This is a genomic window from Nonomuraea sp. NPDC004186, assembly GCF_053603495.1.
Genome location: NZ_JBSGFQ010000063.1, coordinates 1 through 23,210, shown reverse-complemented (window position 1 = coordinate 23,210; position 23,210 = coordinate 1). Strand labels below are relative to the sequence as shown.

Below are 23,210 nucleotides of genomic sequence, written 5' to 3'. Positions count from 1 at the left end.
AGCACCGTGCCGTTCGAAGTGGGCGCCGTCGGGGAGGGGCCGCTGCCAGAATGGGCGGGAGTGCTGCAAGTACCTTGCAAGGGGGATGACTAGCATGTTTCCCCGCAAGTCAGGGCAACCCCAGGAGTCCCAGTGAACCCCGGCAGCGAGTGGGAGCCGTCCACCACCCCTTACCAGGTGCCGGGCAGGCGCTTCGAGCCGCCCACCCAGCCGCCGACCCTGCCACCGATGCCACCGCCACCGCCGCCCCGGCGGCCCGCCTGGCTGCTGCCCACGCTGGCCGCCGCCATCGTGGTGCTGGTCGCGATGGGCGGGGTGGGCGCGTACTTCGTGGTCAGCAAGGTCTCGCGCCCCTCCCAGCCGCCCGCGGCGCAGAGCGAGCGGCCGTCGCGGGCCGCCTCCTCGGCGCCCGTCGGCCTGGACGTGTGCGCCATGCTGTCCGCGGAGGAGGCCGACCGGCTCGTGCCCGGCGCGACCGTCACCAAGGACTCCAGGGAAGGCGACTACACGGTCTCCTTCACCTGCAAATGGGAGAACCGGCGCATCTCGTTCGGCGAGTTCTGGCGCAGCAGGGAGATCGACGTCCGGATCGAACAGCACAAGGCCGACGGCGCCAAGACCGGCAGGTCCATGGCGCAGAACTCGTACGAGGTCGACTACGGCGGCGACAGGTACGCCGCGACCGCCAAGCCCTCGCTCAAGCCCGACGAGAAGGAGTACGTCTCCCCGATCAAGGAGATCCAGGGCGTCGGTGACGCCGCGCACGCCCAGTACACCTGGCGTCGCAGCGGCAAGCTGCTGTGGTACTCCTACGGCCAGGCCAACGCCCGGGTCGGCGACATGACGGTCGAGATCAAGTACCAGGCGGGCCAGCAGCGCAAGGACGCGGCGATCCTGACCAGCGAGACCACGCAGTCGATCACCGAGGACAACGCGATCCGCGAGGTGAGCCGGCTGGCCGGCTTCTTCGCCAAGGGCATGGCGGCCTGGCAGGCGCAGCACCCGAACGTGCTGGCCCAGCCGGAGCCGTCGCAGGCCCCCGCCTCGCCGAGCACGAGCACGAGTACGAGTACGAGCGCGAGCCCCGAGCCCTCGCCGACCGTCCTGGCGGCATTCCCCGGAGAGTGCGGGGCCGTGACCGAGGTGGCCACGCGGCTCGTGCCCGAGCCCACCACCAGGGCGCGCGGCACCGAGGCCGGCTCCGACGCCCAGACCGAGTGCCGCTGGCTCAACCTGGACGTGCCCGGCGCGGGCGAGGGGATCAGGAAGATCCGCAGCGTCCTGATCACCGTGCACCGGTTCACCAACCGGGCGGGCGCCGCCGACGTGGGCGCCGCCGTGAGCTACTACGCCAGCGAGCGGGGCGGCGACAAGCAGTTCGAGGAGTCGTCCATCGGCGGCATCTCCTGGGGCAAGCTCACCGATATCAAGGGGATGGGCGATCAGGCGTACCAGCAGTTCATCCAGAACCGGCACAGCCGCGAGGTCTCCGCGTCCACCGGCACGGTGCTGATGCGCAAGGGCCCGGTGGTCGTCAGGATCGACTTCTCCGGCCACCAGCGGCCCGAGAAGGAGCCGGCCACCTCGCCCAAGGTCGTGTTCATGCCGCAGAAGGAGGCGATGGACGGCGTGGTCACCGTGGCCGAGGCGTTCATGGCCGAGCTGGCGAAGCAGCCCGCGGGCAGCTGAGCAGACCCCGGTCGAGGAGGGGCGTGGCGCCCCTCCTCGGTGACGGCCGCGCGCGGGAAACATCCCCCTGACGGATCATCCTGTCAACGGTTAATGGAGCTGCAACCCGCTTGCAAGCGCGACAAATACCTTTATGTCTTGCAGGACCTGAGCCGCGCGATCACGTTTGTCCAGTACAGGGGCATGGGCAAACCGAGGGGGATCACGCGGCTCATTTCTTTTCCCGGACCAGGAACGGTTCGAGCAGGCCCGGAACCGCCCGCGCCGCCAGCTCCAGGCCGTCGCCGCGGTCCACGTCCACCACGTCGTAGTGGCCCTTGCCCGCGGCGGTGGCGGCGGAGACGGTCAGCAGGCCGCTGCGGCGCTGGAAGTACGACTCGGTGATCGTCCAGCCGGAGACGCCTCTGCGGTCGAGCGCGATCGTCCTGCGTACCACCGCGCCCTGCCTCGTGAGGAGGTGGCGGCGGCCGAGCGCGTGGCCGAGGCTTCTGGCGCTCTCCACGGCCAGCCACATCCCGAACGGCAGCGCCAGCGCGGGGATCGCCCAGACAGCGGCCCGCGACCACTGCCACGGCAGCAGCCAGGACGCCAGGCCGGCGCCCGCGGCCAGCACGGCCACCGTCACCAGCGCCCGCACGATCCGCCGCCGCCCGGCCGCCGCCGGATGCGGCACCAGCGCGCCCATCGCCAGCCCGCCCGCGCCGGCGTCCGGTCCGGCGGCCTCGCCCGCGTCACGCTCGGTCGCCCGGTGCCGGCCCGGGGCCGCGCCGTGGCCGGTGACGCCCGCCGTCGGCCAGGGCGCGTCCACGGGCGTGGCATGCCCGAGCGCATCCGTCCGGGGTGCGGCGGGAGCCGGTGGTGCGGCGGGGGTGTTGGCGATCTTGGTGGCGAGGGACCAGGCCATGGCGCGGGGGAGGGGAGGGGTGAGGGCGGCGGCGTCCTCGGTCTCGTGCTCGTCCGCCTTGCCGAGGCCCGTGGCGATGGTCTTGACGCGGGCCCCGCCGCCCAGCCTCAGCAGCAGCGGCTCGCTGATCTCCACGCCGCGCAGCCTGCGCTCCTCCAGGGTCAGGGACCGGGTGGTCAGCAGGCCGCGGTGGAGGCGGAGGCGGCCGGGCTCGCGTTCCAGCCGGTAACGTCCCCACGACTCGGCGAACAGCAGGACGGCGCCCAGGACGCCGACGGCCAGGTTCACCGCGAGGATCAGCGGGACCGCCACCAGCGGCCGCGCCGTCACCCAGTCCCACAGCCCGTCGGCTGCCTCTGTGACGAGCCTCTTGGCCCCGAACGAGTTCAGCGCCTTGTAGAGCGCCCCGAGCACCAGCGCGGCCCCCGTGAACGACCACAGCGACAGCGGCGCGTACCGGATCCACGACCAGCGCAGCTCCGCCAGCGGCCCCTCGCCGGAGGCGGGCCGCTCGTCCTGGCGCAGCAGGGTACGGCGCAGCGACTCCGCCTCGTGCCTGGTCAGCGGGTCGAGCACGAGCTCGGTCCCCTCGGCCGCGTGCTCGCCCGTGCCCACCTTGACCACGGTCAGGCCGAACACCCGCGCCACCGGGTCGGCCCGCAGGTTCACGCTGCGGACCCGGTCGAGCGGGATCGCGCGGTGCCGGCGGAGAGTGATGCCCGAGCGCAGTTCGAGGCGTTCCCGGGTGAGCCGCCAGCGCGTCGTACGGAGCCTGGCCACGTCATACGCCACCACGGCGGAGACGACCAGCATCGCGGCCGCCGCGCAGACCGCCGCGATCCCGCCGATCGGCCAGTCCAGGCTCGTCAGGAAGCGCAGGAGACCGGCCACCACGCCGGCGACGATCGCCAGCGACTTGACCGCCGAGGCCAGGAGGCTCCGCCCCGCCAGCCGCCGCCAGCCCTCGTCAAGAAAGGGGTCGTCGTTCACGTGGCGTCCCCCGGCGTGGCCTGGGTGAGGGCGGTGAGGCGTTCGGCCAGCTCGGCCGCCACCTCGTGGTCCAGCGCCTCGATCTTGATGGCCCCCGCGGAGGAGGCCGTGGTCACCGTGACGTCCGCCAGCCCGAACAATCGCTGCACCGGCCCCCGCGCGGTGTCGACCCGCTGGATCCGCGACATCGGCGCCACCCGCCAGGTGTGGGTCAGCCACCCCTTGCGGGTGTAGACCGCCTGGTCGGTGACCTCCCAGCGCTCCACCCGGTAGGTGGCCCGCGGCGCCAGGACGGCCAGCGCCACGCAGCCCGCCGCGAAGAGCGCCACGCACGCCCCCAGCCAGACCGGCCGCGAGGTGAGGATCCAGTACGCCGCCACCGCGGCGGCGGCCACGGGCACCAAGAGGATCAGCCCCTGCACCGTCCACCAGGCGACCGCCCGCGGATCGGCCTGGTTGCGCGGCGGCCGCAGCCCGGCCGGCGTCCCCGCGTTCATCTGCCGCTCTCCGCGTTCTTGCCCGAGTCGACCACGGCCAGCAGCACGAACCCGAGCACGCCGATCACGATGGCCGCGAACACCTCGTAGCCCTCCAGGAACGGCAGCCGGTTGACCAGGAGCAGGTCGTGCGCCCACCGCCACCAACCGAACAGGGTGTTCAGCAGGCCGCCCACTCCCTGCACGAGCAGCAGCCAGCCGAGCAGCGTCAGCACCATTTTCATGGTCCCCAGCGTCGTCCACGGGTCACGGGGGCCGCGTCGGCCGTAGGTCTCGCGCGGCAGCTACTTTGGTCGCTGTCGCCGTACCCTCGACGGGGCCTAATCTCGATGAACGTGACGCACGAATACCGGTGGGCGCTGCCGTCGGTGCTGCTCGGCGACGGCAGGGAGGGCGGCCGGGTGCGCCGCTCGACCCGCGACTGGATCGTCGACATCGCCATGTTCCTGCTCGCGTGCGGCATCACGGTCATGACCCTGCCGGAGCTCCAGGACGAGCCGGAGCCGCTGCAGCTGCTGGAGCAGGTGGTGGGCGCGCTGTCGTGCGTGGCGGTGTGGCTGCGGCGGCGCTGGCCGGTGGGGTTCGCGCTGGTGGCCACCCTGCTCTCGTCCTATCTGGAGCTCGCCGGCGGGGCCTCGGTCGTCGGGCTGTTCACCGTGGCGGTGCACCGGCCGTTCAAGGTCTCCGGCCCGGTCATGCTGTTCTCCCTCGTCACGCTCGTGCCCTTCATCCTGCTGCGGTACCACACCGACGCGGAGCGCGGCGAGATGGTGGCCCTGTCCCTGGCGCTGGTGCTGACCGTGTTCGCGTGGGGCGTCGTGGTCAGGGCCCGGCGGCAGCTCGTCTGGTCGCTCAGGCAGCGGGCCGACAGCGCCGCGGAGGAGGCCAAGCGGCTCGAACGCGAGCGCATCGCCCGGGAGATGCACGACGTGCTCGCGCACCGCATCTCCATGCTCAGCCTGCACGCCGGCGCGCTGGAGTTCCGGCCGGACGCGCCCGCCGAGGAGATCGCCAGGGCGGCCGGGGCGATCAGGACCAACGCCCACCTGGCCTTGCAGGACCTGCGCGAGGTCATCGGCGTGCTGCGCCACGCGGGGCCGGGCGGCGACGACGACCCGGTGCCCGACCGGCCGCAGCCCACGCTCGCCGATCTGCCCACGCTGGTCGAGGAGTGCCGCCACGCGGGCATGGACGTCCGGCTCGACCTGCGCGCCGGCGGCGACGCGCCGGAAGGGCTCGGCCGCAACGTCTACCGCATCGTCCAGGAGGCGCTCACCAACGCGCGCAAGCACGCGGGCGGGGCGCCCGTGGCGGTCGCCGTCTCGGGCACGCGGGGCGAGGGGCTGTCGGCGGAGGTGCGCAATCCCGTGGGGGTGCGCCACGTCCCGTACATCCCGGGTGCCGGGGCCGGGCTCATCGGGCTGACCGAACGCGCCGAGCTGGCGGGCGGGCGGCTGGAGCACGGCGCGACGCAGGACGGCGAGTTCGTGGTGCGCGCGTGGCTACCCTGGCCGGTGGAGACGACTCGGGAGGACGCATGATCAGGCTGCTGATCGTCGACGACGACGCGATGGTGCGTGCCGGGCTGTCGATGATCCTGGGCGGCGCCGAGGACATCGTGATCGTGGCCGAGGCCGGTGACGGGTCCGAGGTGCCGCCGCTGGTGGCCGAGCACCGGCCCGACGTGGTGCTGATGGACATCCGCATGCCCGGCGTCGACGGGCTCACCGCCACCGAGGCGCTGCGCGGCACGTCCGCGCCGCCCGAGGTGGTGGTGCTGACCACGTTCCACGCCGACGCGCAGGTGCTGCGGGCGCTGCGGGCGGGGGCCGCGGGGTTTCTGCTGAAGGACATCGCGCCTGGCGACCTGGTGCAGGCCATCAGGAAGGTGGCCGCGGGCGAGCCGATCCTGTCGCCCGCGGTGACGCGGCAGCTCATCACGCACGTGTCCGACGGCGTTGCGGGAGACCGTACCTCACGGGCGAGGAAGCTGCTCGGCCGGCTCAGCGAGCGGGAGCGGGAGGTGGCGCTGGCCGTGGGGCAGGGCAGGTCCAACGCCGAGATCGCGCGGGAGCTCTACATGAGCGTGCCCACGGTCAAGGCGCACGTCTCGCGCATCCTGTCCAAGCTCGACCTCAACAACCGGGTCCAGGTCGCGCTGCTGGTCTACGACGCAGGCACGTAGTCAGCGGGTCAGGAGCTCCTCGATCGTGGCCCGGTGCAGCACCATGTCGTCGGGGTCGTCGGGCCTGGGCTGCTCGCCGAAGTGGATCCGGCGCTGCCACACCCTGGCCATGACGATGCCGTGCCGGAGCGCCGCGTACATCTCGTAGAAGTCCATGTCGCGAGGCTCGTACCCCGTGATTTCCCGATATTTCCTGCAAACGTCTTCGCTGCGCATGAAGTCGGGCATGCCAGGAAAGCCTGCGGAGACTGTGATGTCCTGGAAGAAGCGGTGGAGGAAGATCATCCAGGACAGGTCCAGCTCGGGCGGCCCCACCGCGGCCATCTCCCAGTCGAGCACCGCGACCGGGGTGAAGTCCCTGAACATCATGTTCCCGATCCTGGCGTCGCCCCAGCACAGCACGTCGGGCCCGGGCTCCCGCGGCCAGCGCGACTCGAGCCACCGGAAGGCCCGGTCCAGCACCGGGATCGGCCGCTCGCCGTGGGCCCACTGGTAATAGCGCCGCTGCGCCTCGACGTGCGCGCGCAACCCGGCGGCCCCGAACGGGGCCAGCTCCGCGGGCGTGAACTCCGCCCGGTGCAGCGCCGCCAGGACCGCCACACCGGCGTCCTGCAGCCTGCGCTGGTCCGCGGGCGCCGCGTCGAGCAGCCAGCTCCCGAACGTGTACGGCATCACGTCCGGCGGCACGTCGCCGTCCTCGCGCTCCATGACGAGGAACGGCGTGCCCAGGTGTTCCGGGTCCGGCTCGAACCAGAGGGCCCTGGGCGCTGGGATCCCAGCTTTCTGCCTGGCCAGGCGCATGATCTCGAACTGCGCCCGAAGATCGTACGAGGGGAACACGGGAACGGCTTCTACCGCAGGTGCGAGCCTGGCTACGCAGCGCGTTCGCCCTTCGCCCCAGGTCGCGGTGAAGAACAGGGTCTCGCTGGACATGCCGTTCTCGGCGGGTCTGGACACTTCGGACACCGAGGCGCTCGCCCCGACCCTCCCGCGCAGCCAGCGGGCCAGGCTGTCGCGCAGTTCCACCAGGTCACGGGTGGAGGTGCGGATCTCTTCTGCCATGGTCGGCCTCCTGGGTGAACACCCGTCCCGGCTCAGTCGTACATCCCCAACCAAGCGCTTGTCTAGACAGAGGTGGCCGTTACGGTCAGGTACGCGGCAGCCGTACCCTTGTCTGAAAGGGCATGTCACGAAGGGACAAGTGGGATGAGTTCAGCGGGTGAAGGCCTGTCTCGCCCGCTTCCCGAGCAGGTGCGGCTCAATGTCGTCGATCTGGCGTCCCAGGTCCTCGGGACGATGCCCGCTGCCTCCATACCGCCGCCCCTTCGCGGGATCGCCAAGTTCGACCCCCGAAAACGCGCCAAACTCGGCAGCGCGCCCATCGCGGCGCAGCTCGAGAACGACAAGAAGTTCCGCGAGCTGGTGGCCGAATCGGTGGAGGCCGGCTGGCCCGAATTGGTGGCGTCCCTGGCCGAGGGAAATGTCCCACCGGCCGCCGACCCCGTGCTCGTGGCCGCGGCCGCCTACCTCACCCGACCGCCCGGCTGGGCGGAGATGATCGAGGTCGCCCGTACGGACCTGGTGCAGTCGGCCGTGGCGGCCGAGGGATCGGAGCGCGAGGAGGTCGTCAACCGGCTCCGCGAGCAGCTCGCCGCGCAGAAGACCGCCGCCAAGGAGGAGGCCGACCGGCTGCGCGAGCAGATCAGGGCGGCCCGGGCGGAAAATTCTGATTTGAGGCGCAAGCTCCACGACGCCCGCGAGCGGGCCAAGGCCGCGGTGCAGCGGGCCGAGGAGATGGAGCACGCGGCGGAGGACGCCAGGTCGGCCGCCACGGTCGCGGGCACCGCGGGCGAGTCCGAGCTGCGGCGGCTGCGTGAGCGGCTGGCCGACGTGGAGAAGCAGCTGGAGGCCTCGCGCCGGGCCGCCCGCGAGGGCAGGAGCATCGAGGACGCCCGCATCCGGGTGCTGCTCGACGCGCTGCAGGACGCCTCGGCCGGGCTGCGCAGGGAGCTCGCCCTGCCCACGATGATCAGCCGGCCCGCCGACTCGGTCGCCGCGGTCACCGGCGAGCGGCCCGGCGTCCGGGGGGTGCCCGCGCGGGCGCTGGCCGACGACGACCCGCAGCTCCTCGACCAGCTCCTGGCCCTGCCGCAGGTCCACCTGATCATTGACGGCTACAACGTGACCAAGACCGGCTACGGCACGCTCACCCTCGCCGACCAGCGCACCCGGCTCATGACCGGGCTCGGCGGGCTGGTGGCGCAGACCAGGGTCGAGGTCACCGTCGTGTTCGACGGGGCCGAGCTCAACTCCCCGGTGCAGGTCGTGGCGCCGCGCGGGGTGCGGGTGCTGTTCAGCCAGCCGGGGGAGATCGCCGACGATCTGATCCGCCAGCTCGTACGCGCCGAGCCGCCCGGCCGGGCCATGGCCGTGGTGTCGTCGGACCGCGAGGTGGCCGAGTCCGTCAGGCGGATGGGAGCCAGACCCGTTCCGTCTGGCTTGCTGCTGCGCAGGCTGGGCCGGGCCTAGATTACCTGCACCCCTTACGTGCGGATTTGCCGCGCCGTGCCAGGGATATTACGAATTGGGCGGATAACGTGTGACCTCACCCGCCACTTCTGTACTATTCGCCCCAGATATCATCCCTGGGAGGCGACACAGTGAGGTTTGGCAGGGTGCCGGTGGCCGCGGGTCTCGCGTTCGGGCTGGTCCTGTCTCCCATGGGAGCCGCCGTCGCTGATCCCCGGCCCACCCTCGGACAGGCCAAGGCCAAGCTCGACAAGCTCAACGACAAGGCCGACAAGGTCGTCGACCGCTTCAACACGGCCACCGAGCGGTACAAGGCCGCCAAGGGCGCCTACACCAAGCTGAACGACCGCTACAAGACCAAGCTGGCGACGGTCGCGGACCTGCGCGCCCAGGTGATCGGCATGGCCGTCGACAGCTACAAGCTCGGCACCGACGTGACCTCCCTGCCCGGCCTGGTGAGCGCGGACCGCCCCGACGACTTCCTGATGAGCCTGGCGCTGGCCGGGCAGCTCTCGCGGGAGCGGGCGGAGAAGCTGGCCGCGTTCGACCGGGAGAACCGCGGGCTGAAGGTCGAACGCGACAAGGCGGAAGAGGCGCTGGAGGCGGCCGACCGGGAACGGGACGGGGTCGAGAAGGAGCGTTCGGAGATCATGAAGCTGATCTCCGAGCAGAAGAAGCTCCTGAAGAAGCTGGGCGCCTACAACCCCGGCAACCCGAACAGCGTCGGCATCCAGTACACGGGCCCGGCCTCGGGCAACGCCGCCGCCGTCCTGCGCTTCGCCTTCGCCCAGGTGGGCAAGCCGTACGTGTTCGGCGGGACGGGTCCGGGCGGCTGGGACTGCTCCGGCCTGACCCAGGCGGCGTGGCGCGCCGCGGGCGTGTCACTGCCGCGCACGACCTGGCAGCAGTGGGCCTGGGGCGCGAGCCGCAAGGTCTCACTGAGCGCCCTCCAGCCGGGGGACCTCATCTTCAGCTCGAGCTTGGGTCACGTCAGTATCTACGCCGGCGACGGGAAAATCGTTCACGCGCCGCAGACGGGCGACGTGGTCAAGGTCGTCAAACTCTCGGCGTACGGCGGCCGCCTCGTGGGCGCCATCCGCCCGTAGCTACGACGCCGGATCGTTGATCGCATCAGCCGAACGAGGTTCGGCTGATGGGCGATGGGAACGATCCAGCGCGCCTGACGAGTCGCAACAAGTGTGACAAACGCGACATTTGGGGCCTGACAAACGGGCGCGAAAACAAATGTGAGCAGCGTCACATTTCGGTAACGGAACCTGGTGTTCCAGCAGGGATTTCCCTCCTTACTGACTCCACTATCTGATCTTTACAAGCGGTGTTCCGCTTTGCCGATCCTTGACCCTTCGGCGTAGCTTCTGGCGACGTCGCGGTGAACAAGCCATGTCCCCCGCGAACCCGCACCGGTCTTTCCCGGTGTGAGACAGATAAAGATCCGCTGGTCAACCGCCCAAATGTCCCCATATCAACACATTGGTCGGGACGGTTGGCCTGCCGAATCCGTGCAGCCAGGAGGCACGGAGCCGGGGACCCAGCGATCCCAGTTCCCCAGGGATCAGGGGGTGAATCGGCGCGCACATCGCGCCGTAGGGCGACTTCCAGGCCCGAATCCGTCAGCTAACCCGGCAGGCATTCGTGGAAGAGTCAAGGAGAAATCCTGTCTACCTCCCTGCATAACCCCCGTCTGTCCCGCATTGCCCTGAGTGGCGTAGCGCTCACGATGACCGTGACGGCCGGAGGTGCGATCCTCCATGCCCCAACGGCTCAGGCGGCCACGACCGATTCGGCTTCGACGACCAAGGCGGCCGCAACCGCCGGAACCTCGAAGACGACCTCGGCCGCGGCGCTGAGGGCGGCCAAGGTCGCCCGTCAGAAGGCGAAGGCCCGCAAGGCTGTCGTCGTGGCCAAGAACCAGGTCGGTGACCCGTACCGGTACGGAGGCACAGGCCCTGGTTCGTTCGACTGCTCCGGCCTCGTCCAGTACGCCTGGAAGAAGGCCGGGGTGAAGCTCCCACGCGTGGCGGCCAGCCAGTTCGCCCGCACCAGGAACAAGGTCTCGTGGCGGAACCTCCGGCCCGGCGACCTGATGTTCTTCAGGGGGCTCGGCCACGTGGGCATGTACGTCGGCAAGGGCAAGATGGTCCACTCGCCTCGGACAGGCGAACGGGTACGCATCGACAAGCTGAGTGAATGGCGGCGGGCGTCGTTCGTCGGCGCTGTTCGTCCCGGCATGTGAAGAAGCCCCGCCCGGCTCCTCCGGGCGGGGCTCTCCCATTGTCACTTTCATTTTTTACGGCGGAGCACGGGCGGCACCACCCGCCGCACCTGGCTGAGGGCCTCCAGGAAGACGCCCGCTGACCCGCACAACGCACCCACCGCCACGGCACCCCCTCAAAACAGCCACCCCACCCACTCACCCACACCGCCCGCCTTACGGCTCCCCGCCTTACGGCTCCCCGCCTCACGGCCTCGCGCACGTGGCCCCACAGCCCCCAAGCCTCGGCCCCACGGCCCCACGACGTCACGGCCCCACGACCTCACGACCCTCAGCCCCACGACCCTCGGCTTCATGACCCTCGGCTCACGGGTCACGGCTCACGGGCCAGGCTCCCCGTCCGGTGGCGCGCGGTGTGCGGTCCTCTGGCGCGCAGCCACCGCATGCGGTGCGGGTGGACGGCTCTCACGGGCGCGCGGTTCGGGGTGCGGAGTGGCCGGTCATGGGTCGGCGGGCGGCTACGATCGGGCATCGTGTCAGGGCAGGTGAGTCGGCGGGCTGCGATCGTCTCCGTCCTGCTTCTCGCCGTCGCCTCCGCCAGCGCCCCCACCCCCGATTCCCCCATCCTTCCCGCCGGAGTCCGCGGACCGTGGGGTGACGGCGAGGTCGTGGCCCGTGGGGCGCGGTCCGTGGTCGTCGGCCGGCGCACCGCACCCGCCGAGCTCGGCGACATCGCACGGAGGGCTGATCGGGCGGGGCAGCGGGTGTCGGCCGTGCTCGGAAGGTCAGTACGACCGCTCGTAGTCGTTCCTTCGTCCGCCGTCGAGGCGGCCGGGCTGGCCGGGGTGGGGCGGGTCGACGGGCTGGCGGCGGTGGCCGATCGCGGGCGTGTGATCATCGTCCCCGAGTTCTTCGCCAAGCTGAACTCCACCGGCAAGGACGTCGTACTCACCCACGAGCTCACCCACGTCGTCGCCGGCACCGACCGCCTGCCCCCATGGCTCTATGAGGGGTTCGCCGACTACGTCGGCTACCGCGACTCCGGGCTCCCTGTGAGTACCGCGGCCGCCGAGCTCGCCGCCGAGGTGCGGGCCGGGAGGCTGCCGAGGGAATTGCCCGGACCTGCGGCTTTCGCGGCTGACGGGCGGGACTCCGTCCGGCTCGCCCGGGCGTACCAGGAGGCTTGGCTGGCGTGTCGCTTCCTGGCTGACCGGTTCGGTGAGAGGACGCTGGTGAGGCTCTACCGTGACGCCCGCGCGGGCGGCGTAGACCGAGCACTCGCCGCGCTCGGCCTCTCCGCGGCCACGCTGACGGCACGGTGGCGCGACTACGTGCGAGACCAGCTCGCGTGAGGGGGAGGCAGATGAGCGAACGGCGGAACGTGGACGACGCGTCGCAAGAGGCGTCGAAGGAGGGTGAGGAGGCCGGAGGCACCGCGGCTCTGAGTGGCGAGGCGCGCGGTCACGGTGAGAGCGCGTCAGTAAAGGGGGAGGGCGTCAGCCCGGTGTCCGGGGGTGGCGCGTCCGCGAAAGGGGAGAGCCCGGGGCTGGTGTCCGGGGGTGGCGCGCCCGTGAAAGGGGAGAGCGCGGGGCCGGTGGCCGGCGGTGGTGTGTTCGTGAAGGAGGAGAGCGGCGGCGGAAGGCGGGGGCATGGTGAGGGTGTGTCCGTGAACGGGGGAGGGCCACCGGAGTCCGACGGCGAGCGCCGGCTGAGGCGGCAGGCGGCGGTGGCGGCCGTGCTGCTCGGCCTGGTGATCGCGGCCGTGGCCGCCTTCAGCACCCCCTGGCACCTCCTGACCTCCGGACCACCCGACCCGGCCCGCGACTTCACCGCCGCGCAGATCGCCAGGTCCGAGGCGTTCGACGCGGCCAGCACCCTGCCCGCCTACCTCTCGCTGGCCCTCATGCTGATCATCGCCGGGCTGCTCGTCGCCACCCCGCTCGGCGTGAAGCTGGTGGCGTGGCTCAAAGGCTCCTGGTGGGTCCGCGTGGTGCTGGGCGTCGTGGTCATCACCCTCTTCACCCAGCTGATCAAGCTGCCGATCGCCATCTGGGGCGAGACGCTGCTGCGCAGTTACGGCCTGTCCATCCAGACCTGGGGGTCCTGGGGAAGCGACCGGCTGAAGAACATCGGCGTCGACGCGTTCATGCTCAGCCTGATGCTGCTGGTGCTCGTGGCGCTGGCCCGCAAGTTCAGGCGGTGGTGGATCCCGGCCGCCGTGGGCGCGTTCGCGCTGACGGTGCTGGCGTCGTTCGTCTACCCGGTGGTGTTCGAGCCGCTGTTCAACGACTTCACGACCATGCAGCAGGGCCAGCTCCGCACCGAGCTCCTGGACATGGCCAAGCGGGACGGCGTGCCGGTCGAGGACGTGCTGGTCGCCGACGCCTCCCGCAGGACGACGGCGCTGAACGCCTACGTGTCCGGGTTCGGCGCCACGCGCCGCATCGTCGTCTACGACACGCTGCTCAAGGCCCCGAAGGCCGAGGTCGAGCTGGTCGTGGCGCACGAGCTGGGCCACGCCAAGACAGACGACGTGCTCTACGGCACGTTCATCGGCGCCCTGGGCGCCGCGCTGGGCGCGATCCTGCTGTTCTGGGTGTTTGACCTGGTACGCCGCCGCACCGGCGTCACAGGCCTGGGCGATCCGCGCGCGGTCGGCGCGGTCATAGGCCTGATGACCTTCGGCTCGCTGCTCATGAGCCCCGCCGAGAACCTGATCAGCCGCCAGATCGAGGCCAGGGCCGACCTTCACGCGCTGGACCTCACGCACGACCCGGCCACGTTCATAGCGATGCAGAAACGCCTGGCAGTCACCAATATTTCCGACTTGTCGCCGGATGCGGTGGAATATGTGCTCTATGCGTCCCATCCTTCCAGCCCCGAGCGCATCGCGATGGCCCGTGCATGGGCCAAGCTGAACGGCGTCCCCGTGCAGTGACACGCGCGGTGACAAGCGCGGCGGCCGGCGCGACGCCGGGTGCGGGGCCCAAGGTGCTGGTCGTCACGAACGACTTCCCGCCCAGGCCGGGCGGCATCCAGTCGTTCGTGCACGGCCTCGCGCTGCGCACGCCGGGCGTGGTCGTCTACGCGCCCGCCTGGCCGGGCTGCGAGGAGTTCGACGAGCTCCAGCCGTTCCCGATCGTGCGGCATCCGACGCGGCTCATGCTCCCGACGCCGGCCGTCGCCCGTAGGGCGGCGAGGCTGGTGGCCGAGCACGGCGCGCAGACCGTGGTGTTCGGGGCGGCGGCGCCGCTCGGGCTGCTCGCCCCCCGCCTGCGCCGGGCGGGCGCGCGGCGCGTGGTGATGCTCACCCACGGCCACGAGGCGTCGTGGGCGAGCGCGCCGGGCTTCCGCGCCGTGTTGCGCAGGATCGGCGAGCACGCCGACGTGGTGACGTACCTGGGCGAGTACACGCGCGGCCGCCTGGTCGCCGCCGTCCCGCCGGGCAAGCTCGTACGGCTGGCGCCCGGCGTGGACGTCGGCCAGTTCCGCCCCGACGCGCCCAAGGCGGAGCTGGGCCTGGACGGCAGGCCGGTGGTCGTGTGCGTGTCGCGGCTGGTGCCGAGGAAGGGCCAGGACCAGCTCATCAGGGCCTGGCCCCGGGTGCTGCGCTCGGTGCCGGAGGCGGTGCTGCTGCTGGTCGGCGGCGGCCCCCACCGCAGGACGCTGGAACGCCTGGCGGCGGGGCGGGAGTCGATCAGGTTCACCGGCACGGTGCCGGCCGCGAGCCTGCCCGGTTACTACGCCGCCGCCGACGTGTTCGCGATGCCGTGCCGTACCCGGTGGAAGGGGGTGGACGTGGAGGGGCTCGGGATCGTGTTCCTGGAGGCGTCCGCCACCGGGCTGCCGGTGGTGGCCGGCGCGTCCGGTGGCGCGCCCGACGCCGTGCGGCCCGGCGAGACGGGGCTGGTCGTGGACGGAGAGGACCCGGGCGAGGTGGCCCAGGCGATCGTCGAGCTGCTGACCGACCCCGACAAGGCCCGCAAGATGGGCGCGGGCGGCCGCGACTGGATCGCCCGCGACTGGGCGTGGGAGCACGTGGCCGCCCGCTTCCGCACCCTCCTCTAGCCCCCTCTAGCCCTTGGTGGCCCCCAGCGTCAGACCGGCGACGAACTGCTTGTGCAGGAGCTGGAAGACGATCAGCGTGGGCAGTGCCACCAGCACCGACCCGGCGGCCAGCAGGTTGTAGTCGGTGAAGAACTGGCCGCGCAGGTTGTTCAGCGCGGAGGTGACCGGCAGCTTGTCGCCCGACGACATCAGCACCAGCGCCCACAGGAAGTCGTTGTACATCCAGGTGAACTGCAGCGTGGACAGCGCCGCCAGCACCGGACGGCACAGCGGCAGCGTCAGCCGCCAGTACCGCTTCCACACCGAGGCCCCGTCCACCAGCGCCGCCTCGGTGATCTCCTCGGGGATCGTGCGCATGAAGTTCGCCATGACGAACACGCAGAAGCCGAACTGGAACGCCACGTGGACGAGGATCAGCCCCAGGTAGGAGTCGTAGAGCGACTGCGAGCCCGACAGCCACGCGGGCAGCGGGACGAGGGTGTAGAGGGTGTAGAGCGGGGTGATGAGGACCTGCGGCGGCAGCAGGTTCCCGGCGGTGAACACGATCAGCAGCGCCTTGCGCCCGGGAATGCGCAGCCGCGCGATGGCGAAGGCCGTGAACGACGCCATGAACAACGTGATCAGCACACCGGGCACGACGATGATCAACGTGTTGAGGTAGTAGCGGGGCAGCTCGGCCTGGGACCACGCCTGCCCGTAGTAGCCGAGCGTGAGGTGCTCGGGCAGCGAGAAGTAGCCCAGGCGGGCGGTCTCCTCGTACGGGCGCAGCGACGCGTAGACGGCCAGCGCGAGCGGCAGCAGCCACCCGAGGGCCACCAGCGTCAGGAAGGCGTGCAGCAGGATCCGCAACGGCCGCACCGGACGCCGGGACGGCGCGCGCCGCTCCTGGGCCGGGGGAGCGGCGGGCGGGGCCGTGAGCGTCATCGTTCCTCCCTGAACATCTGCGACAGGTAGGTGACGATGAACCCCAGCGAGATCACCAGCAGGATCACCGCGATCGCCGAGCCGAACCCGATCCTGCTGGCCTCGCCCACGATGTTCTCGGTGACCAGCACGGACAGCAGCTCCAGCCCGTTCCTGCCCTTGTTGATGGCGTAGACGATGTCGAAGGCCCGCAGCGCCTCGATCACCGTGATGACCAGCACGATCACGTTGACCGGCCGCAGGGTCGGGAACACCACGCGGAAGAACGCCTGCCGCTCGTCGGCCCCGTCGATGGCCGCCGCCTCCTTCAGCGCCGGATCGACCGCCTTCAGCCCGGCCAGGTAGATGATCATGACGTAGCCGACGTGCCGCCACCCGGCCGCGACCATGACGACCCAGATGTTGATCGAGCTGTCGCCCAGCCAGTCCACGGTCAGCCCGGTCACCGCGTTCAGCACGCCGTAGTCGGAGGAGTAGACGAGCTGCGCGATGAAGCCCACGACGGCCAGCGACAGCACGACCGGCATGTAGAGCGCGCTCTGGTAGACGCGCGACAGCCGCAGCCGCCGGTCCAGCAGCACCGCGCAGAACAAACCGAACGGCGTCGCGACCAGCCCGAGGAAGCCCAGCCACAGCAGGTTGTTGCGGACGGCCGACCAGAACGGCGGGTATTCGGCCGCCAGGTCGTGGTAGTTCTGCCCGCCCACCCACTCGATCGGCCCGATGCCGTTCCAGTCGGTGGCGGAGAGCCCGACGGAGGCCAGCGTGGGCCCCCAGATGAGGCCCACGTTGACGACGATGGCCATCCCCAGCCCGATGACCAGGATGGTCACGTCGCGGGCGGAGTAGCGGCGGGTTTTGACTGCCATCAGCGGAAGATGTTGGCCTTCTGCTTCTCGATGCTCGCCAGCAGGGAGTCGATCTCGCCGGGCTTGCTCACGAACGACTGCAGCGACGGGATCATCACGGTGGAGGCGAAGTCCGGCCGCGTGTCGCGGTCGAGGAACTGCGCGATGTGGGTGGCCTTGGACACCAGCTCGGCGCCGCGCTTCTGCAGGGCGCTGTAGCCGGAGGTGTCGGCCTTGGAGCTGGCGGCCAGCGTGCCCGGGTCCAGCTTCGTGGCGATGTTCTGCGAGGAGGCCTGGGCGAGTTGCCTGAGCAGCGCCTTGGCGCCGTCCACGTTCTTGGCCTTGGCGGAGATCATGTAGCCGTCGATGGGCGCGTCGATCGAGTCGGTCCCGTACGCCGGGTTGATCTCGGGGAAGGTGAAGAAGTCGAGGTCCGCGCGGTCGGCCTCGGGGAACTGCTGGGCGACGAACATCCCCAGGAGGTACATCCCGGTCTTCTTCTGCGCCAGCGACTGCCCGGCCTCCTGCCAGGTGCGGCCGAGCGCGGCCGGCTGGTGGTACTCCATCAGGCCCCGCCAGGTGTCGAAGACCTGCTTGACCTTCGGGTCGGTCCACGACTCCTTGCCCGCCATGAGCGAGACGTGGAAGTCGTAGCCGTTGATCCGCATGTTGAGAATGTCGAACGTGCCCATCGCCGGCCAGCCGTCCTTGTCGGCGAACGCGATCGGGATGAGCCCGTCGGCCTTCATCTTCCTGGCCAGCGCGGTGAACTCGTCCAGCGTGGCCGGCGGCTGGTATCCCTTCTCCTGCCAGACGCTCTTGCGGTAGAAGACCGCCCAGGGGTAGTACGTGGCCGGCACGAAGTACTGCTTGCCGTCGGTCCCGGTCGACTGGTCCTTGAACGCCTGCGTGTAGTCGCCGCCGATCTCCCGCCACACGTCCGAGACGTCGGTCGCCAGCCCCTGCGCGGCGAAGAACTGCATCCGGTAACCCGCGAACCAGGTGAACACGTCGTCGGGCGTGCCGCGCAGGTAGCGGTTGATGTTCTCCTGGAACGTGTTGTGGTCCACCGTGTTGATCTTGACCGTGGCCTGCGTGAAGGCCTTGACCTGGGTATCCAGGGACTTCTTCGGGATCTCGTCGGAGGCGTTGGAGCCGATCGTGACCGTCCCCAGGTTGCCGGCGGTCTTGCCGCCGGCGGGGGCCGGGGTGTCGTCGGAGCCGCAGCCGACGAGGGCGGCCGGCACGCCGAGCGCGGCGGCACCGAGCAGGAGATGGCGACGGGAGATCGGCAGACGTTGGTCCATGATGGGTTCCTCCTAGCCGGACCCTTCAAATCCCCCCGACTTCACTCACCTTCATTCAGCGAAAACCCAACATTTCCAACTGTCAACGCACATTTCTATGACCTTGCCCAGCGGCCACGCCGTGTCATGATGCGATCGAACCGGTGTCGGAACCTGTCGGGATCTGGTGATGCGATGCTCGCCCAGCAGCGTCAGCAGGCGATTCTGGAGCTCCTCAGGCAGAACGGCGGCGTCCGCGTGGTCGAGCTGGTGCGCGCGTTCGGCGTCTCCGACATCACCATCCGCCGCGACCTGGAGCTGCTGGCCGGGCGCGGCCTGCTGGCCAAGGTGCACGGCGGCGCCACCAGCGTCGGCTCCACGGACGAGCCGGGCTTCGCGGTCAAATCGGTGCGCCAGGAGGGGGAGAAGCGGGCCATCGCCCGCCGCGCCGCCGCCCTCGTACGGCCCGGCGCCACCGTGGCGCTCTCGGCCGGCACCACCACCTGGACCCTCGCCCGCCGCCTGGCCGCCGTCCCGGCCCTGACCGTCGTGACGAACTCGGTGCGCGTCGCCGAGGTCTTCCGCCACGCCGGCAGGGGCGACCAGACGGTCGTGCTCACCGGCGGCGTGCGCACCCCGTCGGACGCCCTGGTCGGCCCGGTGGCGGTGGCCGCGATCCACCGGCTCAACGTGGACCTGCTGTTCCTCGGCGTGCACGGCATGACCGTCAGGGCCGGCTTCACCACCCCGAACATGATGGAGGCGGAGACCGACCGCGCCCTCGTGGAGGCGGCGGGCCGGCTCGTCGTGCCCGCCGACCACACCAAGTGGGGCACGGTCGGCATCAGCACCATCGCCGAGCTGCGCGAGGCGGACGTGCTCGTCAGCGACTCAGGCCTGCCGCAGCCGGCCAGGGAGGAGCTGGCCGGGCACGTGGGCGAGCTCCTCATCGCCGAGGCGCCCGGCCCCGCGTGACCACGACGGCGCCTGAGCCGTCAGTGCTTCCCGTCGTAGAGCCCGTCGATCTCCTTGGCGAAGTCGCGCATGACGAGGTTGCGCTTGACCTTGAGCGTGGGCGTCAGGTGCCCGCTGTCCTCGGTGATGTCTCGGTCCAGGATCATGAACTTCTTGATCTGCTCGGCCTTCGACACCAGCAGGTTGGCCCGGTCCACCGCCTCCTGGACCTGCGCCAGCACCGCCGGGTCCGTGCGCAGTTCGGTGGCGGAGGCCCCGTCGGGCAGCGCCTCGGGGTCGAGGGTGATCAGGGCGGCGACGAAGGGCCGGCCGTCGCCGACGATCATGGCCTGGGAGACCAGCGGGTGGGCGCGCAGCGCGTCCTCCAGCGGCCCCGGGGCGACGTTCTTGCCCGCCGCCGTCACCAGGATCTCCTTCTTACGGCCCGTGATCCGCAGGTAGCCGTCGGCGTCCAGCTCGCCGATGTCGCCCGTGTGGAACCAGCCCTCGGCGTCGATCACCTCGGCCGTGGCCTCGTCGTTCTTCCAGTAGCCCGGGAAGACGTTCCGGCCCTTGGCCAGGATCTCCCCGTCGTCGCCGATGCGCAGGCTCACGCCGGGCAGCGGCTTGCCGACCGTGCCGATCTTGTTGCCGTACGGCATGTTGACCGTGCACGGCCCCGTGGTCTCCGTCAGGCCGTAGCCCTCGAAGACCTCGATGCCGACGCCCTTGAAGAAGTGGCCGAGCCGCTCGCCCAGCGCGCCGCCGCCGGAGACGGCGGCCGACAGGCGGCCGCCCGTGGCCGCGCGGAGCTTGGTGTACACCAGCCGGTCGAACAGCAGGTGCTTCAGCCGGAGCCCGAGCGGCGCGCCGGCGGCGGAGGCGCGGCTCGAGGCCATCGCCACGTCCACGGCGCTGGCGAAGATCTTGCCCTTGCCGCCCGAGATGGCCTTCTGCTCGGCGCCGTTGTAGACCTTCTCGAACACGCGGGGCACGCCCAGCAGGAACGTGGGCTTGAAGTCCTGCAGGTCGGGGGCGACGTTCTTCATGTTGGGGGTGTGCGCGATGACCGCGCCCGCCTCGATCAGCACCACCTGGATGATCCGGGCGAGGATGTGTGCCAGCGGCAGGAACAGCAGGGCCGCCGGGTCCTTGGTGGCGAACAGCGGCTCCAGCGGCCCGCGCAGCACGTTGCGGGCGGTGAAGAGCAGGTTGTCGTGGGTGATGCGGCAGCCCTTGGGCCGTCCGGTGGTGCCCGAGGTGTAGACGACCGTGGCGAGGTCGGCGATGCCCACCTGCTCGCGCCGCCGATCCACCTCCGCGTCGGAGACGTCACCCGCCTCCAGGACGCCGTTGACCCGCCAGACCTGCTTCAGCTCGGGCACGGCCTCCTTGACGGTCTCCTCGTGCTCGTCCAGCTCGACGAACACCGCCTTCGCCTCGCTGTCGGTCAGGATCCACCTGACCTGCTCGACCGAGGACGTCTCGTAGATCGGCACGGTGACCGCCCCGACCGTCCAGACGGCGTAGTCGACCAGCGTCCACTCGTAACGGGTGCGCGACATCAGCGCGACCCGGTCGCCGTGCGAGATCCCCGCCGCGATCAGCCCCTTGGCCACCCCGACCACCTGGTCGCGGAACTCGGAGGCGGTGACCACGGGCCAGCCGGAGTCCGTCTTGCGGCGCATGATCACGGCGCCCGGCTCCTGCTCGGCCCGCTTGAACACGGTGTCGGACAGGCCTGCGGAAGCAGGCACATCGACCAGGACGGGAACGCTGTACTCGCGCAACGGATCAACTCCTCTTCGGGGACCGCCTGGACGTTACCGCGTCAAGTTACGGGCGGGTAGTGTCACAGCTCACGCTAGCAGCCACCCTCAGTAGGATTTGCCCATGAGGGTCCATGTCGTCAGCGATGTCCATGGCAGGGTCGACGCGCTGGCCAGGGCGGGCGACGGGGCGGACGCGCTGGTCTGCCTGGGTGACCTGATCCTTTTCGTCGACTACGACGACCACGCGCAGGGCATCTTCCCCACCCTGTTCGGCGCCGAGCGGGCCGCCGAGTTCATCGCGCTGCGCACGGCCAAGCGGTTCGACGAGGCCAGGGCCATGTCCGCGCGCCTGTGGGCGACGCTCGACGGCGACCCGCGCGAGCACATCGAACGCCACGTGCGCTCCCAGTACGAGACCCTCTTCGCCGCCATGCCCACCCCGGCCTACCTCACCTACGGCAACGTCGACCTGCCGCGCCTGTGGGGCGACTACCTCAGGCCGGGCCTCCAGGTGCTCGACGGGCAGGTGGCGGAGATCGGCGGCCTGCGGTTCGGGTTCGTGGGCGGCGGGCTGCAGACCCCCTACCGCACGCCGTACGAGATCAGCGACGAGGAGTACGCGGCCAAGGTCGAGGCGGTCGGGGAGGTGGACGTGCTGTGCTGCCACATCCCGCCGGCCGTGCCCGAGCTCCTCTACGACGTGGTGGCCAGGCGGTTCGAGCGCGGCAGCGAGGCCACCCTGGCGGCCATCGAGCGGACCCAGCCGCGCTACGCGCTCTTCGGCCACGTGCACAACCCGCTCTACGCGCGCACGCGCATCGGGCGCACCGAATGCGTGAACGTGGGCCACTTCAGAGGAAGGGGCGTGCCTTTCGTCCTCGAATGGTGACCCGGCCTGCGGTGGGCCGCGCCGGGCGATCCACCGCAACGAGGGGATTCTGCATTACGGTGGTCGCATGGCTGATCGCACCACTTCGAGCACCACCATCAGCGCAGGCCGGCCCGAGGTCATGGCGGTCATCGCCGACTTCCCCTCGTACCCCGACTGGGCCGGGCAGGTCAAGAGCGCCGAGGTCCTCACCACCGACGGACAGGGCAGGCCGGAGACGGTGCGCTTCGTCCTCGACGCCGGGATGATCAGTGACACCTACACCCTCGGCTACACCTGGCAGGACGACCACGTGAGCTGGCAGGTGGTCGAGCCGGGCAAGATGGTCTCCGAGCTGCGGGGGAGTTACCTGCTCGCCGACACGGGCAGGGGCACGGACGTGACGTACGAGCTCACGGTCGATCTGAGCGTGCCCATGATCGGCATGATCAGGCGCAAGGCCGAGAAGGTGATCGTGGACACCGCGCTCAAGGGCCTCAAGAAGCGCGTCGAAGGCAGCTGAGTTGAGCCCGAGGGTCCTGCTCTTCACCGGAAAGGGCGGCGTCGGCAAGACCACGGCCGCCGCCGCGACCGCCACGCTCGCCGCCAGGCGCGGGCTCAAGACGCTGATCGTCTCGACCGACACCGCCCACTCGCTGGCCGACGCGCTCGACGTGGAGCCCGGCGAGATCGCGCCGGGCCTGCACCTCCACCAGGTGGACACGCAGAAGTCGCTGGAGCGCCACTGGGGCGAGCTGCAGCAGTACGCCAGGGGGGTGCTGAGCGAGCTGGGCCTCGACGAGATCACCTCCGAGGAGATCACCGTGCTGCCCGGCGCCGAGGAGGTCATCGCCCTCCTCGAGCTGCGCGAGCACGCCCGCGAGGGCCGCTGGGACGTGATCGTCGTCGACTGCGCGCCCACCGCCGAGACGCTGCGGCTGCTGGCCCTGCCCGAGGCGCTCGACTGGCACGTCAGCAAGCTCATGCCCGTCGGCCGCAGGCTCGTCAGGCTCGTCTCGCCGTTCGTGCGCAGCGTCGCCCACGTCAGCGCGCCCGGCGAGGAGGTCATGAGCGCGGGCGAGCGCCTGCACCGCGGCCTCATGGAGGTGCGCGAGCTGCTCACCGGCGACCACGCCTCCGTGCGGCTCGTGCTCACGCCCGAGTCCGTGGTGCTCGCCGAGGCCAGACGCACCCTCACCTCGCTCAACCTGTACGGCTACCGCGTCGACGCCGTCATCGCCAACCGCGTCTTCCCCTCCGACGGCGCCGACGAGTGGCGCGCCCAGTGGGCGGCGGCGCAGTCCAGGCTGCTGGCCGAGGCGGAGCAGTCGTTCGCGCCGCTGCCCATCCACGTCAGCCCCTACCTGCTGACGGACCAGATGCGGCCGCGCTCCACGGCGAGCGTGGTGAGCGCGAGCCCGAGTACGAGGAAAGCCGACAGCACGCCGCAAGCCTGCCACACC

The 23,210-nt window shown here is 70.8% G+C and carries 21 protein-coding genes and 1 riboswitch; of the genes, 13 read left to right on the top strand and 8 right to left on the bottom strand.

Annotated elements, in window-relative coordinates; translation table 11 throughout:
• The first annotated feature begins 132 nt into the window (after positions 1 to 132).
• Entirely contained in the window at positions 133 to 1,689 is a 1,557-nt protein-coding gene (locus ACWEPL_RS39500; protein WP_452439173.1) for a hypothetical protein, read from the top strand.
• 211 nt (positions 1,690 to 1,900) lie between these two features.
• On the opposite strand, the gene ACWEPL_RS39495 is transcribed toward ACWEPL_RS39500, so the two are convergent.
• Genes ACWEPL_RS39495 through ACWEPL_RS39485 form a run of 3 tightly spaced genes read right to left on the bottom strand, consistent with a single transcriptional unit; the run spans position 1,901 to position 4,304 of the window.
• A complete protein-coding gene (locus ACWEPL_RS39495; protein WP_452439172.1) occupies positions 1,901 to 3,583 on the bottom strand; it encodes a PH domain-containing protein in 1,683 nt (560 codons plus the stop codon).
• Complete coding sequence (locus tag ACWEPL_RS39490; RefSeq protein WP_452439171.1) at positions 3,580 to 4,080, bottom strand: PH domain-containing protein; 501 nt, start codon at positions 4,078 to 4,080, stop codon at positions 3,580 to 3,582. Before ACWEPL_RS39490 ends, ACWEPL_RS39495 begins: the two co-directional genes overlap by 4 nt.
• Positions 4,077 to 4,304, bottom strand: coding sequence for a hypothetical protein (locus ACWEPL_RS39485; protein WP_452439170.1), 228 nt, complete (start codon positions 4,302 to 4,304; stop codon positions 4,077 to 4,079). The genes ACWEPL_RS39490 and ACWEPL_RS39485 overlap by 4 nt, the downstream gene beginning before the upstream one ends.
• Before the next feature lie 105 nt (positions 4,305 to 4,409).
• On the opposite strand from ACWEPL_RS39485, the gene ACWEPL_RS39480 reads away from it, so the two are divergent.
• Both ACWEPL_RS39480 and ACWEPL_RS39475 read left to right on the top strand, forming a co-directional pair.
• A complete protein-coding gene (locus ACWEPL_RS39480; RefSeq protein ID WP_452439169.1) occupies positions 4,410 to 5,621 on the top strand; it encodes a sensor histidine kinase in 1,212 nt (403 codons plus the stop codon).
• Positions 5,618 to 6,265, top strand: coding sequence for a response regulator transcription factor (locus ACWEPL_RS39475; RefSeq protein WP_363963490.1), 648 nt, complete (start codon positions 5,618 to 5,620; stop codon positions 6,263 to 6,265). The genes ACWEPL_RS39480 and ACWEPL_RS39475 overlap by 4 nt, the downstream gene beginning before the upstream one ends.
• On the opposite strand, the gene ACWEPL_RS39470 is transcribed toward ACWEPL_RS39475, so the two are convergent.
• Positions 6,266 to 7,327: a phosphotransferase family protein gene (locus ACWEPL_RS39470; protein WP_452439168.1), complete on the bottom strand. Its 1,062-nt coding sequence runs from the start codon at positions 7,325 to 7,327 to the stop codon at positions 6,266 to 6,268.
• Between the two features lie 144 nt (positions 7,328 to 7,471).
• Between ACWEPL_RS39470 and ACWEPL_RS39465 the strand changes: the two genes are divergently transcribed.
• The 6 genes from ACWEPL_RS39465 (at position 7,472) to ACWEPL_RS39440 (ending at position 15,095) form a co-directional block, all read left to right on the top strand.
• Positions 7,472 to 8,794, top strand: a complete 1,323-nt coding sequence (locus tag ACWEPL_RS39465) for an NYN domain-containing protein (protein WP_363963494.1) — start codon at positions 7,472 to 7,474, stop codon at positions 8,792 to 8,794.
• Positions 8,795 to 8,925: 131 nt separating this feature from the next.
• Positions 8,926 to 9,900 carry a C40 family peptidase gene (locus ACWEPL_RS39460; protein ID WP_363963496.1) on the top strand — a complete coding sequence of 325 codons (975 nt, stop codon included), beginning with the start codon at positions 8,926 to 8,928 and terminating at the stop codon, positions 9,898 to 9,900.
• Positions 9,901 to 10,294: 394 nt separating this feature from the next.
• Positions 10,295 to 10,459: riboswitch (cyclic di-AMP (ydaO/yuaA leader) on the top strand.
• Positions 10,460 to 10,532: 73 nt separating this feature from the next.
• The gene (locus ACWEPL_RS39455; RefSeq protein WP_363963498.1) at positions 10,533 to 11,048 is read left to right on the top strand and encodes a C40 family peptidase; all 516 of its coding nucleotides are present in this window, start codon (positions 10,533 to 10,535) and stop codon (positions 11,046 to 11,048) included.
• A gap of 524 nt (positions 11,049 to 11,572) precedes the next feature.
• A complete protein-coding gene (locus tag ACWEPL_RS39450; protein ID WP_452439167.1) occupies positions 11,573 to 12,379 on the top strand; it encodes a hypothetical protein in 807 nt (268 codons plus the stop codon).
• 11 nt (positions 12,380 to 12,390) lie between these two features.
• A complete protein-coding gene (locus tag ACWEPL_RS39445; RefSeq protein ID WP_452439166.1) occupies positions 12,391 to 13,965 on the top strand; it encodes a M48 family metallopeptidase in 1,575 nt (524 codons plus the stop codon).
• 8 nt (positions 13,966 to 13,973) lie between these two features.
• Complete coding sequence (locus ACWEPL_RS39440) at positions 13,974 to 15,095, top strand: glycosyltransferase family 4 protein (RefSeq protein WP_363963504.1); 1,122 nt, start codon at positions 13,974 to 13,976, stop codon at positions 15,093 to 15,095.
• Positions 15,096 to 15,101: 6 nt separating this feature from the next.
• Here the strand turns inward: ACWEPL_RS39440 and ACWEPL_RS39435 are convergent, their stop codons facing one another.
• The 3 genes from ACWEPL_RS39435 to ACWEPL_RS39425 are packed head-to-tail and all read right to left on the bottom strand — an operon-like array spanning position 15,102 to position 18,174.
• On the bottom strand, positions 15,102 to 16,019 hold the full coding sequence (locus ACWEPL_RS39435; protein WP_363963506.1) for a carbohydrate ABC transporter permease: 918 nt from the start codon (positions 16,017 to 16,019) through the stop codon (positions 15,102 to 15,104).
• A complete protein-coding gene (locus tag ACWEPL_RS39430) occupies positions 16,016 to 16,888 on the bottom strand; it encodes a carbohydrate ABC transporter permease (protein WP_364251226.1) in 873 nt (290 codons plus the stop codon). Before ACWEPL_RS39430 ends, ACWEPL_RS39435 begins: the two co-directional genes overlap by 4 nt.
• Positions 16,888 to 18,174 carry an ABC transporter substrate-binding protein gene (locus ACWEPL_RS39425; RefSeq protein WP_363963510.1) on the bottom strand — a complete coding sequence of 429 codons (1,287 nt, stop codon included), beginning with the start codon at positions 18,172 to 18,174 and terminating at the stop codon, positions 16,888 to 16,890. Before ACWEPL_RS39425 ends, ACWEPL_RS39430 begins: the two co-directional genes overlap by 1 nt.
• 174 nt (positions 18,175 to 18,348) lie before the next feature.
• Here ACWEPL_RS39425 and ACWEPL_RS39420 point away from each other — a divergent pair, with 174 nt between their 5' ends.
• A complete protein-coding gene (locus ACWEPL_RS39420; protein ID WP_452439165.1) occupies positions 18,349 to 19,128 on the top strand; it encodes a DeoR/GlpR family DNA-binding transcription regulator in 780 nt (259 codons plus the stop codon).
• Positions 19,129 to 19,148: 20 nt separating this feature from the next.
• Here ACWEPL_RS39420 and ACWEPL_RS39415 read toward each other — a convergent pair whose 3' ends face one another.
• Entirely contained in the window at positions 19,149 to 20,897 is a 1,749-nt protein-coding gene (locus tag ACWEPL_RS39415) for an AMP-dependent synthetase/ligase (RefSeq protein ID WP_452439164.1), read from the bottom strand.
• 103 nt (positions 20,898 to 21,000) lie between these two features.
• On the opposite strand from ACWEPL_RS39415, the gene ACWEPL_RS39410 reads away from it, so the two are divergent.
• The 3 genes from ACWEPL_RS39410 to ACWEPL_RS39400 all read left to right on the top strand — a co-directional run.
• Positions 21,001 to 21,768, top strand: a complete 768-nt coding sequence (locus ACWEPL_RS39410; RefSeq protein WP_350728974.1) for a metallophosphoesterase family protein — start codon at positions 21,001 to 21,003, stop codon at positions 21,766 to 21,768.
• A gap of 67 nt (positions 21,769 to 21,835) precedes the next feature.
• Positions 21,836 to 22,270, top strand: a complete 435-nt coding sequence (locus tag ACWEPL_RS39405) for an SRPBCC family protein (protein WP_350728975.1) — start codon at positions 21,836 to 21,838, stop codon at positions 22,268 to 22,270.
• A 1-nt stretch (position 22,271) separates the two neighbouring features.
• Positions 22,272 to 23,210: ArsA family ATPase (locus ACWEPL_RS39400; RefSeq protein ID WP_452439163.1), on the top strand; the 939-nt coding region annotated here is incomplete at its 3' end.

Excerpts from the sequence above, each read along its gene's own strand:
- ACWEPL_RS39410 (WP_350728974.1), top strand. The coding sequence starts at position 21,001 with ATGAGGGTCCATGTCGTCAGCGATGTCCATGGCAGGGTCGACGCGCTG.
- ACWEPL_RS39405 (WP_350728975.1), top strand. The coding sequence starts at position 21,836 with ATGGCTGATCGCACCACTTCGAGCACCACCATCAGCGCAGGCCGGCCC.
- ACWEPL_RS39455 (WP_363963498.1), top strand. The coding sequence starts at position 10,533 with ATGACCGTGACGGCCGGAGGTGCGATCCTCCATGCCCCAACGGCTCAG.
- ACWEPL_RS39470 (WP_452439168.1), bottom strand. The coding sequence starts at position 7,327 with ATGGCAGAAGAGATCCGCACCTCCACCCGTGACCTGGTGGAACTGCGC.
- ACWEPL_RS39435 (WP_363963506.1), bottom strand. The coding sequence starts at position 16,019 with ATGACGCTCACGGCCCCGCCCGCCGCTCCCCCGGCCCAGGAGCGGCGC.
- ACWEPL_RS39445 (WP_452439166.1), top strand. The coding sequence starts at position 12,391 with ATGAGCGAACGGCGGAACGTGGACGACGCGTCGCAAGAGGCGTCGAAG.
- ACWEPL_RS39425 (WP_363963510.1), bottom strand. The coding sequence starts at position 18,174 with ATGGACCAACGTCTGCCGATCTCCCGTCGCCATCTCCTGCTCGGTGCC.
- ACWEPL_RS39475 (WP_363963490.1), top strand. The coding sequence starts at position 5,618 with ATGATCAGGCTGCTGATCGTCGACGACGACGCGATGGTGCGTGCCGGG.
- ACWEPL_RS39430 (WP_364251226.1), bottom strand. The coding sequence starts at position 16,888 with ATGGCAGTCAAAACCCGCCGCTACTCCGCCCGCGACGTGACCATCCTG.
- ACWEPL_RS39485 (WP_452439170.1), bottom strand. The coding sequence starts at position 4,304 with ATGAAAATGGTGCTGACGCTGCTCGGCTGGCTGCTGCTCGTGCAGGGA.
- ACWEPL_RS39490 (WP_452439171.1), bottom strand. The coding sequence starts at position 4,080 with ATGAACGCGGGGACGCCGGCCGGGCTGCGGCCGCCGCGCAACCAGGCC.
- ACWEPL_RS39420 (WP_452439165.1), top strand. The coding sequence starts at position 18,349 with ATGCTCGCCCAGCAGCGTCAGCAGGCGATTCTGGAGCTCCTCAGGCAG.
- ACWEPL_RS39480 (WP_452439169.1), top strand. The coding sequence starts at position 4,410 with ATGAACGTGACGCACGAATACCGGTGGGCGCTGCCGTCGGTGCTGCTC.
- ACWEPL_RS39465 (WP_363963494.1), top strand. The coding sequence starts at position 7,472 with ATGAGTTCAGCGGGTGAAGGCCTGTCTCGCCCGCTTCCCGAGCAGGTG.